The sequence below is a fragment of the Vibrio tapetis subsp. quintayensis genome, from assembly GCF_030409945.1.
Lineage (GTDB): Bacteria > Pseudomonadota > Gammaproteobacteria > Enterobacterales > Vibrionaceae > Vibrio > Vibrio quintayensis.
Genome location: NZ_JAUFQV010000004.1, coordinates 35,396 through 47,918, shown reverse-complemented (window position 1 = coordinate 47,918; position 12,523 = coordinate 35,396). Strand labels below are relative to the sequence as shown.

The 12,523-nt window shown below is 43.5% G+C and carries 11 protein-coding genes; 7 read left to right on the top strand and 4 right to left on the bottom strand.

What is annotated here, in order from left to right; all coding sequences use genetic code 11:
• Positions 1-531 precede the first annotated feature (531 nt).
• Positions 532-1,257: an ABC transporter substrate-binding protein gene (locus tag QWZ04_RS00785; RefSeq protein ID WP_290324061.1), complete on the top strand. Its 726-nt coding sequence runs from the start codon at positions 532-534 to the stop codon at positions 1,255-1,257.
• Between the two features lie 40 nt (positions 1,258-1,297).
• Here QWZ04_RS00785 and QWZ04_RS00780 read toward each other — a convergent pair whose 3' ends face one another.
• On the bottom strand, positions 1,298-3,091 hold the full coding sequence (locus tag QWZ04_RS00780) for a sigma-54-dependent Fis family transcriptional regulator (protein WP_290324060.1): 1,794 nt from the start codon (positions 3,089-3,091) through the stop codon (positions 1,298-1,300).
• Positions 3,092-3,447: 356 nt separating this feature from the next.
• Between QWZ04_RS00780 and exaC the strand changes: the two genes are divergently transcribed.
• Positions 3,448-4,968 carry an acetaldehyde dehydrogenase ExaC gene (gene exaC, locus QWZ04_RS00775; protein WP_290324057.1) on the top strand — a complete coding sequence of 507 codons (1,521 nt, stop codon included), beginning with the start codon at positions 3,448-3,450 and terminating at the stop codon, positions 4,966-4,968.
• Positions 4,969-5,059: 91 nt separating this feature from the next.
• Here the strand turns inward: exaC and QWZ04_RS00770 are convergent, their stop codons facing one another.
• On the bottom strand, positions 5,060-5,380 hold the full coding sequence (locus QWZ04_RS00770; RefSeq protein WP_290324055.1) for a DUF4144 family protein: 321 nt from the start codon (positions 5,378-5,380) through the stop codon (positions 5,060-5,062).
• A gap of 312 nt (positions 5,381-5,692) precedes the next feature.
• Between QWZ04_RS00770 and QWZ04_RS00765 the strand changes: the two genes are divergently transcribed.
• Both QWZ04_RS00765 and QWZ04_RS00760 read left to right on the top strand, forming a co-directional pair.
• A complete protein-coding gene (locus QWZ04_RS00765) occupies positions 5,693-6,490 on the top strand; it encodes a Cof-type HAD-IIB family hydrolase (protein WP_290324053.1) in 798 nt (265 codons plus the stop codon).
• A 165-nt stretch (positions 6,491-6,655) separates the two neighbouring features.
• Complete coding sequence (locus QWZ04_RS00760; RefSeq protein WP_290324051.1) at positions 6,656-6,892, top strand: hypothetical protein; 237 nt, start codon at positions 6,656-6,658, stop codon at positions 6,890-6,892.
• Between the two features lie 26 nt (positions 6,893-6,918).
• Here the strand turns inward: QWZ04_RS00760 and QWZ04_RS00755 are convergent, their stop codons facing one another.
• A complete protein-coding gene (locus tag QWZ04_RS00755) occupies positions 6,919-7,236 on the bottom strand; it encodes a heavy metal-binding domain-containing protein (protein ID WP_290324049.1) in 318 nt (105 codons plus the stop codon).
• A 307-nt stretch (positions 7,237-7,543) separates the two neighbouring features.
• Here QWZ04_RS00755 and QWZ04_RS00750 point away from each other — a divergent pair, with 307 nt between their 5' ends.
• The 3 genes from QWZ04_RS00750 (at position 7,544) to QWZ04_RS00740 (ending at position 10,005) form a co-directional block, all read left to right on the top strand.
• The gene (locus QWZ04_RS00750) at positions 7,544-8,191 is read left to right on the top strand and encodes a TetR/AcrR family transcriptional regulator (protein ID WP_290324047.1); all 648 of its coding nucleotides are present in this window, start codon (positions 7,544-7,546) and stop codon (positions 8,189-8,191) included.
• A 32-nt stretch (positions 8,192-8,223) separates the two neighbouring features.
• Positions 8,224-8,730, top strand: a complete 507-nt coding sequence (locus tag QWZ04_RS00745; RefSeq protein ID WP_290324045.1) for an SRPBCC family protein — start codon at positions 8,224-8,226, stop codon at positions 8,728-8,730.
• 363 nt (positions 8,731-9,093) lie between these two features.
• Positions 9,094-10,005, top strand: coding sequence for a DMT family transporter (locus QWZ04_RS00740; RefSeq protein ID WP_290324042.1), 912 nt, complete (start codon positions 9,094-9,096; stop codon positions 10,003-10,005).
• 69 nt (positions 10,006-10,074) lie between these two features.
• Here the strand turns inward: QWZ04_RS00740 and QWZ04_RS00735 are convergent, their stop codons facing one another.
• Positions 10,075-12,231, bottom strand: a complete 2,157-nt coding sequence (locus tag QWZ04_RS00735) for a TonB-dependent receptor (protein ID WP_290324040.1) — start codon at positions 12,229-12,231, stop codon at positions 10,075-10,077.
• Positions 12,232-12,523 lie beyond the last annotated feature (292 nt).

Below are 12,523 nucleotides of genomic sequence, written 5' to 3'. Positions count from 1 at the left end.
GAAAGCGCTTTCTTTTTGAGATACTATGTAATGAAGTGCACGACGACAAGCGAGATTATTGAAAAGTAATACGATGATCACAAGTTACGCCAACCAGGCAGTAAACTCATAATAAAGCTTTATATATCAATTGATTAAATCGTAAAAATAGCACTCACACAAAATGAGTTATTATCGACTTATCAATAACTTAAGTTCACAGACACGATTACACAAAACATGACTCCTATCACAATGACCTGCGAATGGATAAAGTACTCAACCCTGCCTCTTATAGAACAAATTACGACATAACAATAACTTAACTCACATTAGTAACGTTCCTATTTTGCAAGCGCTTCTATTTATATCAATAATAAAACAACTAACAAACTTGCCACTAGTTCACCTATTAAACAATGATAAATATAGAAAAATAGAATCATAAAGCCTATTTAGATCACAATATAAAACACAAACCATAGAAAGCGCTTTCTCTAATAGTTACACCATGACATCCTAACTAAATTGATTCTTATCATAGGTAACATTGTGAACACACTGCATTTCTGGAATGGTAATAAATCCAAAGCACGTCAGGCCTACGAGTGGGATTTGACTCGCTCATTATTCAACATAAGCCGTCCTCTAATTAACAACACCACGGACTATCCATCCGCAGATGATGAGGGCAATATTTTTGCCACCAGTGTGGACCTGCTCGTTACGGTGGCTGGTAATCCAAAGTTTGCACAGCGGAATGTCATCAAATTAGAGCAACCTCTGGATCAAGGTTTGCTTGGTAAGCGATTATTACTAGTCTCCAAAGTGCGCTATTCAGAGATAAAGCCTTTATTCTCTACAAGCAAATTCACTCAGTTGAGATCTGGAGTGCCCGCAACATGGGCCGATGCAGAGCTATTTCGTCATAATGGTTGTGAAGTACTAGAGCAAGGGGACGTAGCAAACATGCTAGATAATTTATCCAAAGGGCACTGCGATTACATTTCTCTTGGGGCTAATGAAATAGAAGCCATACTTTCGCAGTTTTCCGAAGAATACCCTGATCTCATCATCGCCCCTGACATTATGCTGCAATATCCTATGCCATTGGTTTATTACGTTAACCCAACAAAACCAGAAATAGCAGAATTCCTTCAACAGCGCTGCACAGATAAACGGATCAGTCCCATTTTTGATGCTCACTATGGCGATTGCATTGAGCGATTGCAGCTAGATAAACGGGCAGTAATCCCGTTGATAAACCCATTTTTATAAACCGCACACGAGATCCACGTCTTCACTGTGGCCGCTCGTACTAATCCTTTAAAATACCACCAATAGATCTTAGCTTTCGGTAAAGTGTGTTACGACTAATACCCAGTATCCGTGATGTTTTACTGATGTTTTTCTTATTGGCCAAATAGGTTTGTAGGACGTTTTCTTCTACCGTGGTTTTTAAATTTACTTCCCCATCAGGCTCAGGATGAACGCCACCCTCTTCCAAGGCGTTGACAGATGATTGCGCAGATATGTCCGCAGCAAGATGAGCAGGAACGTAATCAAACATGAGTACTGGCTCATCCGAGGAAAGTAAACTCGCCACCTTTAGGAGGTTGTCGAGTTCACGGATATTTCCCGGCCAGGAGTACTGTTCCAGTTTTTCCATTAAGATTGGACATATGGTTTGTTGATGCTGTTGATGCTTAGCATGAATCGCTTCAATCAAGGCACGCTTGTCTTGTCTTTGCCTCAAACTTGGTAGCGTAAAAATCAATCCATTGAGGCGATAATAAAGGTCTTGCCTAAATACCCCTTGTTCAACCAGTTCGGATAAGTTTTTATGGGTCGCCGCAATGATTTGGCAGTCAACATGATAAGTCTGATTCGAGCCTACCGGCGCGACCACTTTATCTTGTAAAACATGTAATAAACGGCACTGAGCATCCAAAGGCATGTCCGCTATTTCATCTAAAAACAAAATTCCTTTGTCGGCTTGGCGGATTTTTCCTTGATAACCTTTTGCGTTCGCCCCAGTAAAAGCACCGGGAGCATAACCAAACAGCTCAGATTCAATCAGATCTTTTGGCAATGCACCGCAGTTAACGGCGACCAATGGCGCAACCTTTCGCTGGCTTTGCTTGTGCAACGCTTTAACAAACTCTCCTTTGCCAACCCCTGTTTCACCTAGGATCAACAAGCTAACACCTTTATCGATGACTCGGTTTGCCTGCTGCCAAGATTGCTCTATTTGGCTATCTCCAAAGTGCAGATCACAGCTGGTTTGTAGCACTCGCTTTTTCACCACTTTGGACACCCCAAGCGTCTTTTTTTCAAACACAAAATGTGTGTCTACACTGCGATGTTGGAATAATTCATCAATGGAATTCCCTAACACTGAAGCCTGCTCAAGCAACTGACACGCCACTCGATTTTGAGCCAATATCTGCCCAGACTCATCGGCAATCAATGTCCCTTGCCACCCACTGTTCAATAAGGATTTTTCGCAGGCGAGATCTACTCGGATCGAGCCATTAGGGATGTAATTGAGTAATTGATTTTCAATGAGCTGCACCATATTTTGAACCAATACTTGAACGGGCATTTCGTGCTCCAGCTGCTCACTGGTTACGTCCAGCACGCCGATCATCTGGCCCTGATGATCGAAAATCGGGCTCGCGGAGCAACTAATAAAACGGTGCTGATGAATAAAATGTTGCTCGCCTAAGATACTCACCGGGGTGGCTTCCACAATCGCTGTACCAATCGCGTTGGTTCCTTTTAGTTGTTCTAACCAACAAGAGCCAGAACTTAACGCAATAGCGGTCAACTTTTCACGAAAGGTTTCTTGCCCCCAACTAGCAAGGATAACTCCTTCAATGTCGGTCAAGATAAGTCGGCTGTCTGTTCTAGCAAACATCTGATTAAACAAAGGCACGGCTAAATGCTCAACCGCTTTGATTAAGTTAGTCGATTGATAACGCCTTTGTTTTAGCAATGATGAGGGAAGACGAACATCGTCAGGTAAACAGCGAGGCTTTAGCCCTGCTTCGCTGCTGCGATCCCAAGATGTCGCTAGCCAGTTGTTCGATTGTTCATTTCGTAATTGCATAACTGCTCCGTATTGTCACAGTTCAGGTGTGCCACTTCGGAACACTTGAACATAGATGAACAACAAGTACTGCTAGTCGCCATCGCTTCACGATAAAGTTTACCTTACTGCAATCATATATTTACATTTTATTAACATCAATATTTTCATCTTGGCCTGTGACTTGCGTTATTACCTATGTCTTTGGAACGAGACGCCCTATGCGTTTTAAACAAATTGATTAAACATATTCAAGAAAATCGCAATGAGAATCAGCGCTAAACCGCGAACCATTTGCGACTAAAAAATAACGATAAATTCTTCGATACCAATCAGATATCAAAGAAATTGAGATTCAATAAAGGAAGGAACTCTCCATGATCTATGCGCAACCAGGTAAAGACAACGCCGTCATTAATTTCAAATCCCACTACGATAACTACATTGGTGGTGAATGGGTAAAACCAAGTAATGGCGAGTACTTTAGTAACAGCTCTCCCGTTAACGGCGAAGCTTTTTGCCAAATTGCGCGCTCGACTGAAGCCGATATTGAACTCGCGTTAGACGCAGCGCACGCTGTTCGCGCCAGTTGGGCCGCAACCAGCGTGACTGAGCGCTCTAACATCTTGTTAAAAATTGCCGACCGTATTGAAGAAAACCTTGAAGAGCTTGCAGTAGCTGAAACGTGGGAAAACGGAAAACCCGTTCGTGAGACATTGGCCGCTGACTTACCGCTAGTGGTTGATCATTTTCGCTATTTTGCAGGCTGTATTCGCGCACAAGAGGGCAGCGCAGCAGAGCTTGACGTGAATACCGCGAGTTACCACTTTCCAGAACCTGTTGGTGTGGTAGGCCAAATTATTCCTTGGAACTTCCCAATGCTCATGGCCGCGTGGAAACTCGCCCCTGCACTGGCGGCTGGCTGTTGTGTTGTGCTTAAGCCAGCCGAGCAAACTCCGGTCTCGATTTTGGTTTTGATGGAAAAAATTGGTGACCTTATTCCTGCTGGCGTACTCAATGTTGTGAATGGTTTTGGTAGTGAAGCAGGACAAGCGTTAGCCACCAGCAATCGCATCGCAAAACTCGCGTTTACTGGTTCCACTGAAATTGGCCATCACATTTTAAAATGCGCCGCAGAGAGCTTAATTCCCTCGACTGTAGAACTCGGAGGCAAGTCGCCTAACATTTACTTCCCAGACGTGTTTGATCACGAAGATGAGTACCTAAGTAAATGTATTGAAGGCATGTTACTCGCGTTCTTTAACCAAGGAGAAGTCTGCACCTGTCCGTCTCGTGTTTTGGTTCATGAATCCATCTACGACAAGTTTATGGCTAAGGTTGTAGAGCGTGCGCAAACCATCAAGCAAGGCAATCCACTAGATACCGACACCCAAGTGGGCGCCCAAGCTTCGAAAGAGCAATTTGATAAGATCCTAAGCTACCTAGAGATTGGCCGCCAAGAAGGGGCAAAAGTGCTCACCGGTGGCGAAGTCGCACAACAGAGTGATGATTTAGGAGGAGGGTTCTACATTCAGCCAACCGTGCTTGAAGGCAATAATAAAATGCGTGTTTTCCAAGAAGAGATTTTTGGCCCTGTTATCGCTGTAACCACATTTAAAGATGAGGCTGAAGCTCTCGCCATTGCCAACGATACCGAATACGGATTAGGTGCAGGCGTATGGACCCGAGACGCCAACCTTGCCTACCGCATGGGCCGCAATATTGAAGCAGGCCGCATTTGGATTAACTGTTACCACGCCTACCCTGCCCATGCAGCATTTGGCGGTTACAAAAAATCAGGCATTGGCCGTGAGACCCACAAAATGATGCTAGATCATTATCAGAACACCAAAAACCTACTAATAAGCTACGACGTCAACCCGCTAGGCTTCTTCTAGTAAAGATAAGCTAGATAGGCAACGCAAATCAAAACAGGCACCCTAAATCGGTGCCTGTTTTTTTTAAAGAAGAAAACTTGAAATGGCAACGCTATGTTTCCAACGCCAGCGACATAATGGCTTCTTGAATCGATGGAAACTGTATTTTAGTAAGACACATCTCGGCTTTTGAAAATTCATGCTCTCGAATTAACGCTGTTACGGACTCCAAAGACAATTGAGTACTTTCCGGTTCGAACATGTAGCCATTATCTGCCGCTCTGATCACGTAACCCTGCCCATCACTATCAATTAAGCGATCTGATTGATCCCAAATTAGAGCATTCAGTTCATTGGTCAGCTCAAGTTCGGAGGCAAAATACAGTAGCTCAGAATCCCCCTCTAATTTGAAAATACATGGCCAAAGAATCATATTTCTACCTCGTAAACATAGTGCGCGCTTATAGTTGTGAGCAACTAAACCCATTTGGACTAAACAAAAGGTTAAATCGCGATAAGGCGAGAAAGGTTTCATAACTCAACAATGCCATACTCCCTCTAACCTTTAAAGTTAAATCAATAAGTTACTCTAAATTCCCCGTATATTAAACCGCCATAAAAGCCCAATAATGTGCATTGTCCTATTCTTGATCATGGCAATTTCTATCAGTCTGGTTAAGATGTTGCCTTTGCTGTTGGCTATTCAAGCAAACAATGGAATGGCCTTTGTTTAGAGAGTGATTAAATGTCGCAACACACCATCAAATTCATCGCCGCCGACATGGACGGCACGCTATTAGACGAGAATAGCCAACTCAATCCGGAATTCTTCCAAATTTATCCAAAGCTAAAACAACAAGGCATCGTCTTTGCTGCGGCATCCGGGCGCCAATATCATAGTTTACGTGAGACATTTTCTCCCCTCAAAGACGAGATGATGTTTATTGCGGAAAACGGCACCTTAGTCATGCATCAGGGCAAAGAATTATACAGTTGCGAACTTGAAAAGCGTGCGATTCACGAGATCATCGCTCAAGTTAGGCTGATAGACGGTGCCCACATTGTTTTATGCGGTAAACAATCCGCCTACATTGAGACTCAAGACGAACAGGCCCTTGCTGAAATCTCCAAATATTACCATCGTCGTGAATACGTCAAAGATCTTCTAAGTGTTGAAGATGATTTTATCAAGGTCGCTATTTGTCACTTTGATGGCTCTGCTGAAAAAGTACATCCCAGCATTAATGATAAGTTTGGTCATGTCCATCAAGTGGTGATCAGTGCCAAAATTTGGCTTGATGTAATGAACGCTCAAGCTTCAAAAGGCGCTGCTATTAAGCATTTGCAACAAACTATGGACTTCAGTTTTGAGCAAACCATGAGCTTTGGGGACTACTTTAACGATGTTGAAATGCTAAAAGCGAGTTATCACTCGTATGCAATGGAAAATGCCCATGAAGGCGTAAAGCAGCATGCACGCTTTAGTGCACCAAGTAACCGCGATGCTGGTGTATTTCAGGTGATTAAGACATTGATAAAGTAATCGGGACTCATTTCGTCCCTACCACACTAACACTCATTCCAATTAATACCACGTAAGGAATGTTGCGTTGCGTTAGCCGGCTGAGCAGGTTTTTAGATAGTAAAAAGCCTCTCATTAAGACTGATACTGGCGGGATTCTGTACCCCAGCTAACGAACGACAACCTATGGATCCACCTAGCATTGAAAAAATGGACACAAACGGTGATGGCGAATTGCAGAAAGACGAATTAAGGGGCCCATTAGTTGACGATTTCGATACGCTAGATCTGGATGAAAGTGGTGGCTTGTCTTCTGATGAAGTCCCTGAACCACCAGCAAAACGTAAGCGAACACGATCCCCCCTGCACCGAGTAAACGTCGTTCTACCTTGTCCTATAGCGGCAGGTAGCGGGGTGGACTGACTCCCGTTGCTGCCTCTAAGGCTGCGTTAAGTCCTTAATTTTACCGCCGTTCCAAAAGCCATGATTTCAGATGAACCATCCGTTATTGCACTGGTAGAAAATCGGATACCTACTATCGCGTCAGCTCCCAAATCTGTCGCTTCGGATACAAGCCGTTGAATAGCGGTATCCCTCGCCTCTCCAAGCATTTCCGTATAACCTTTTAACTCGCCACCTACGATACTTTTCAAACCAGCCATAATGTCTCGACCAACATGCTTTGATTGAACTACATTTCCGGTTACCACACCCAGAATGGCTTCAATTTCACGATTAGGAATATTTTCTGTAGTAGTAAAAATCATCTTTTTTCCTTTTGAGTATTACATCATGACACCTACGAGGTATTGGTCTCCAATATCGTAGGAGGGTTTAACGACAGAGCCATAATTTTCCAAAATTACGAAGCAACAAACCGCCAGCTTTAACATCTCTATAATGCCGTTTTTACCATTTCAATCCAAACCATACAATAAGCATGATCCGATTCTTGATGACACATAGCCGATTTTAACAAGCGTACTTTTTATCCACTAAATTGCTAATTCGCCATTGACAAAAGACCACCGGTCTCTTAAATTAGAAATAAGAGACCACTGGACACTTATAATAATGAACTGGCAAAGAGCAAGAACCGACGAAACCAAACACCAAAGACGAGAAGCCATCACGCAGGCTGCTTTCACGCTTTTTAAACAAAACGGCTATGACGGCGTCAGCTTTAATAATATTGCTGCGGAAGCAGGGTTCACGAAATCAAATATGTACCGTTATTTCAGCTCGAAAGACGAAATATTCTTATCCATATTCGCAGAGCTTTTTAATGATTGGTTTACAGACTGTATGACAAGTTTAAAAACATTAACGACCAATGCAGAACCAGAAACTTTCGCATCTCATTGGGTTAATACTCTGGTTGCACATCCAAGGTTTTTAGATCTAACCCCCTTGATGTTCACCTCACTTGAAAAAAACAGCGCCTATGATCAACTGCTTGAATTTAAGCGATTATCCATCGCTTTGCTTTTCCAACTGGCCGAAGAGATCACTAGAATCTACCCAAAAATAGCGGGAGAAAAGGCGTTTAAATTCTTAACTCTGAGTTATGCAGACACCGCAAACTCTTGGGCAGCAGGCTCCCACAATGAAGCACTTTTAAAAATTTATCAGCTTGAAGAATTTCAAGCCCTCAGACCGGACTTTAAGCGAGATCTTACAAGCTCGATTGAGGTCATTATCAAAGGCTTAACCGCCGACTAACACCGCATCACTCATAAAAAAGGAATATCAACATGGCACATTACACGGAAAAAACCATCACAGTTAACTTACCCGCCGACAAAATTTGGCAGGTGCTCGACGATTTCAGCAGCTTAGAGCGTTTCGCCGCAACCATTCAATCTTCTCCTATCATTGGCGACATTACATCAGGGCTCGGAACCAAGCGAAAGTGCACCTTTCATGATGGAACTAGCCTCGTTGAAGAAATCATCGAATACCGACAAAACGAAAAGATCGCACTGCGACTTTCAGATTACACGCTACCACTAAAAAGCATGCAAGCTGAAATCAAAGTGACAGCCATCAATGACAAGCAAAGTGAATTATTCATGAGCACGGAATTTGAAGTAAAAGCTGGACCGTTAGGGTGGTTATTGGGGCAATTTTTGATGCGACCAATGATGAAGAGTGTGTTTAAAAATCAACTCGCAGGCTTGGCTTACCACTGCGCTACGGGTAGACAAATTGATAAAAAAATGCCAGCTAAAGAAGAGCTTACTGATTGGGTTATCGGTTAAGTCTTTGACCTGTAGAAATGCCAGTAGAATCTGGCATGCCTATTTTTCCCGAGACAAACCACAGAAAAATGGATCGATAAAATAAGCCGATAGCATGCAAAACAACGTATCCATTCCTACCAAATTTAATCGCATGATGATGCCAAAAATAGTGGTTGCTTCATCCGTTACAATCCATTAGTGTAAAAATTCATCACCAAAAAGAGTCACCTATGAACGTTCAATCTCTACAACTCTGGCTACTCCTCCTTATGCCCATCAGTCGGTAGAGTGACTCCTACCCGGCTGTGAGTGAACAGCCGGACTTCGTTTATCTCACAGCCTTGAACTCAGTAAACTAAATACCATTCAAGGAAGTAATAAATGAACGACACAACGGCAACCTCACAAGAATCATCCGATTATCGAACAGGGATCATCTACGCCTTGATCGGCACTCTGCTGTTTTCCATCAAACCGGTACTGGTCAAGCTTGCCTATGCCGCAGGTGGTGACGCTACAACGATAATGAGTCTTCGAGCCGCGTCGTCCCTCCCCCTCTATATCGCAATTTTGCTTTGGCTGTGTAAAGACATAGGCCACCGCAACAAGCTGCAACAATACGGTTGGCAAGCTGCACTTGTTGGTATTTTAGGCTACTACTTTGCCTCATTACTCGATATTTTGGCGCTCGAACACATCTCAGCACAACTAGAGCGACTGTTGATCTTCTTGTTTCCTTCTTTCGTGGTATTCATTAGTTGGATAGTCATGAAAGAAACACCACGGAAAGGAACGTTCGCGTCTATTGCGCTTGGTTATGCTGGCGTTGCCATGATTGTGTTACATGATTTCAGCTCATTTGGTTATCAGGTGTGGCTAGGGAGCATTATGGCAATTGGCTCTGCATTGGTGTTTGCCGTTTACCTGGTGCTGAGCAAGAAAGTCATTGGCAAGATGGGGGCGCAACTGTTTACCAGTGTTGGGATGGGCAGTGCCGGTATTGTGATCATGGCTCAATACCAAATTCAAGGCGTGCAATTTACCGACATGTCTACTGAGTTAATTTGGATGGGCATCGCAATCGGCCTGTTCTGTACGGTATTGCCTTCCTACTTTGTCGCCGCAGCGATGGCACGTTTGACGCCATCAGTGTTAAGCCTAACGAGCAACATAGGGCCTGCGGTTACCGCCTTATTTGCCATTACCCTGCTGGGTGAAGCTTTCACCATTTGGCATGGGATCGGCATGGCTCTGGTGGTGTATTCAGTGGTGAACATCAATAAAAAGGCCTAAAACAACAAAACCCACCAGCGTCGGTGGGTTTTGTGTCTTTTCTTTTCGTCTACATTTTACTGCTGGTTCTTAGTACTTAACCTGATAGTTCAACGTATAGGTTCGGCCACGACCTTTATAATCGTATGCTGCCGCGTCATAGTGAGCAGCGTAAACGATTTGCGCACGCTGACCCCAAATGGTGGTGTAATCTTGATTAAACAAGTTTTGAATACCGAAACCTAAACTGCCCACTGGTAATTGGTAGCTTCCGACCAAGTCGAAAACCGTATAGCCGTCCAATTTTTTCTTCGCGGCATCTTCATAACTGAACATCGTCTGGCTTTGTAACTTGACGGCAAGATCTGAATCAGACCAACCAGCCCACGCACTCGCTTTTGACGTACTCGCTTTGCCTGCTGTGAAATCTTCCCAGCCGTTATCTCCCTTTACTTCAGAAATAACGTAATGACCCGATGCCCCCACTTGAATGTTATTGTTCACCCAATAAGAAGCCATAGCTTCTACGCCGTAAACGCGTTTCTTATCATCTAGCTCTTTAATAAGTAAGGTGTTTTTATCGTATTTCACAGACTTATCAGATTGAGAGTAATAAGCCGCAGACTGCACACTTAAATCTCCAGTATCGATGCGGTAACCCAGCTCTAGACTGTTAGTTTTTATACCCGACATCTTCGAGTCTTTTACGTTGATGCTATCATTGAGTTTCCAGTGATCACCAACGAGTGTGTAGTTCCCTTGGCCATAGTATTTGGCCGGATCCGCAAGATCAAAACCTTGGGAGAAATTAGCCCACACTTGTGAATCGCTATTCAAATGGTAGATCGTACCTAAGTTAAACAACCCAACGCTATAGCTGGTTTCTCCACCAGGAACGGCGTCTGCGGTTTTTCCACTTCCCTTTGCGATGTTCTTCTGCTGCTTATAGCCAACAAAGTCATCGATCTTATTCGTCATGTATTGGTAGCGAACCCCACCTTCAACAGACCAATCATCTGTGAGCGCGTAATCAGCTTGAATAAAGCTAGCAACGGAACTCACGCTAATACCTGGATAGCGCCCGGTTTTCGCATAGATCCTGTTGGTTAAATTACCGGAGTTATTGGCAATTGTTGGATCATAAAGCGCTTGATTGCTATCAAGGTTGTCTTGATACGCATCCACACCGTAAACGATGCTTAACTTATCAAAGTTTTTAGCAAGCGCTGCTTTTAACGAAATGACATCGGTAATTTGCTGACCAGAAGATTGGAAATAAGGTGTGTAAGTTTGGTCTTCTTTACGATAAGACGCTTCGGCAATCAGTTGGTGTCCAAGGAACTCTTCATCCACGTAAGATGCACTCAGCATGATTCGCTCTGTTCCGTGTTCACGATCGGAATCAAACCCTTTACGGACATCCACAAAGTTACGACCCACAATATAAAGCCCATATGGGGAATCTTGTTGGCTGTCGTAGTATTGTGCCAAAAAGTTCAGCTTTTTCGTATCCGAAACATTAACGCCAACCGTCGTCAGGAAATCAACGGTTTTGTTAAATTGCAGCGAACCTTGCGAAATATCAGGGGTAACAATGGTGCCATTGGCATCAAAGAAACCTTGGTTTTCGGTATACACAATCGATGTACGCGCTTGAACACGCTCGTTTCCACCCGCAATCGACTGACCGATTTTATAGTCCAGATCTTCGCTGGAGTTAAACCCAGACGTACCACCAACAAATGACTCAAACTCTAAATCATCGCTTTGTGCTTTTTTGGTAATGATATTAATCACACCACCAGACGCACCTGCGCCGTAAATAGAGGTCGCGCCGGACAAGACTTCAACACGCTCAATGTTAAATGGGTCAATTGAATCTAAATGACGGCTAATTTGGCGAGATGATTGCAGTGACACGCCATCAATCATAACCAACATTTTTCGACCACGTAAGTTCTGGCCGTAGTTGGTGCGTCCACCGCTGCTAATGTCCAAAGACGGGATCGTTGCAGCAAGAATTTCTCCCAATGATTTGCCACCACGGTATTCTTGTTCGATTTTTTCAGAGTCGATGTACCAGACTGTGCCAGGTATATCACTGATGGCTTTAGGAGTTCGGCTAGAGACGACCACCATTTTGTCTTCAGATACCGACTCTTGCGCTTGAGCTGTGAATACAGTGCTTACTGCGGCAACGGCGAGGGCAACAGTGGATAGCTTGAAACGTCCTTTTTCGGTTTTCATTTTATTCTCTATATTGATCAATGAAAGGCGGCACAACACCATTTGATTGTGCTCTAACTTTAAATACCTACCCCATTAGCGTGCGAGGCACCTCGTCAATGGTTTGGATATCGCTCTGAGAGACTTTGCTTTAATCTTATTCTAAATAAGAATCATTATTATTGCTTTTTCGTATCGAAAAAACAATATGAAAATACAGTTTTATTTTATAAAGCCAGAGTTATAGATTTGGGAGCGGTATTCGAAGAGGGCTATATGATAATAAACAATTGTTTATAAAGAATTAATTTAA

What these genes read in the sequence shown, in the direction of transcription:
- QWZ04_RS00780 (WP_290324060.1), bottom strand. Translation starts at nt 3,091, where the DNA reads ATGCAATTACGAAATGAACAATCGAACAACTGGCTAGCGACATCTTGG.
- exaC (WP_290324057.1), top strand. Translation starts at nt 3,448, where the DNA reads ATGATCTATGCGCAACCAGGTAAAGACAACGCCGTCATTAATTTCAAA.
- QWZ04_RS00770 (WP_290324055.1), bottom strand. Translation starts at nt 5,380, where the DNA reads ATGATTCTTTGGCCATGTATTTTCAAATTAGAGGGGGATTCTGAGCTA.
- QWZ04_RS00765 (WP_290324053.1), top strand. Translation starts at nt 5,693, where the DNA reads ATGTCGCAACACACCATCAAATTCATCGCCGCCGACATGGACGGCACG.
- QWZ04_RS00760 (WP_290324051.1), top strand. Translation starts at nt 6,656, where the DNA reads ATGGATCCACCTAGCATTGAAAAAATGGACACAAACGGTGATGGCGAA.
- QWZ04_RS00755 (WP_290324049.1), bottom strand. Translation starts at nt 7,236, where the DNA reads ATGATTTTTACTACTACAGAAAATATTCCTAATCGTGAAATTGAAGCC.
- QWZ04_RS00750 (WP_290324047.1), top strand. Translation starts at nt 7,544, where the DNA reads ATGAACTGGCAAAGAGCAAGAACCGACGAAACCAAACACCAAAGACGA.
- QWZ04_RS00745 (WP_290324045.1), top strand. Translation starts at nt 8,224, where the DNA reads ATGGCACATTACACGGAAAAAACCATCACAGTTAACTTACCCGCCGAC.
- QWZ04_RS00740 (WP_290324042.1), top strand. Translation starts at nt 9,094, where the DNA reads ATGAACGACACAACGGCAACCTCACAAGAATCATCCGATTATCGAACA.
- QWZ04_RS00735 (WP_290324040.1), bottom strand. Translation starts at nt 12,231, where the DNA reads ATGAAAACCGAAAAAGGACGTTTCAAGCTATCCACTGTTGCCCTCGCC.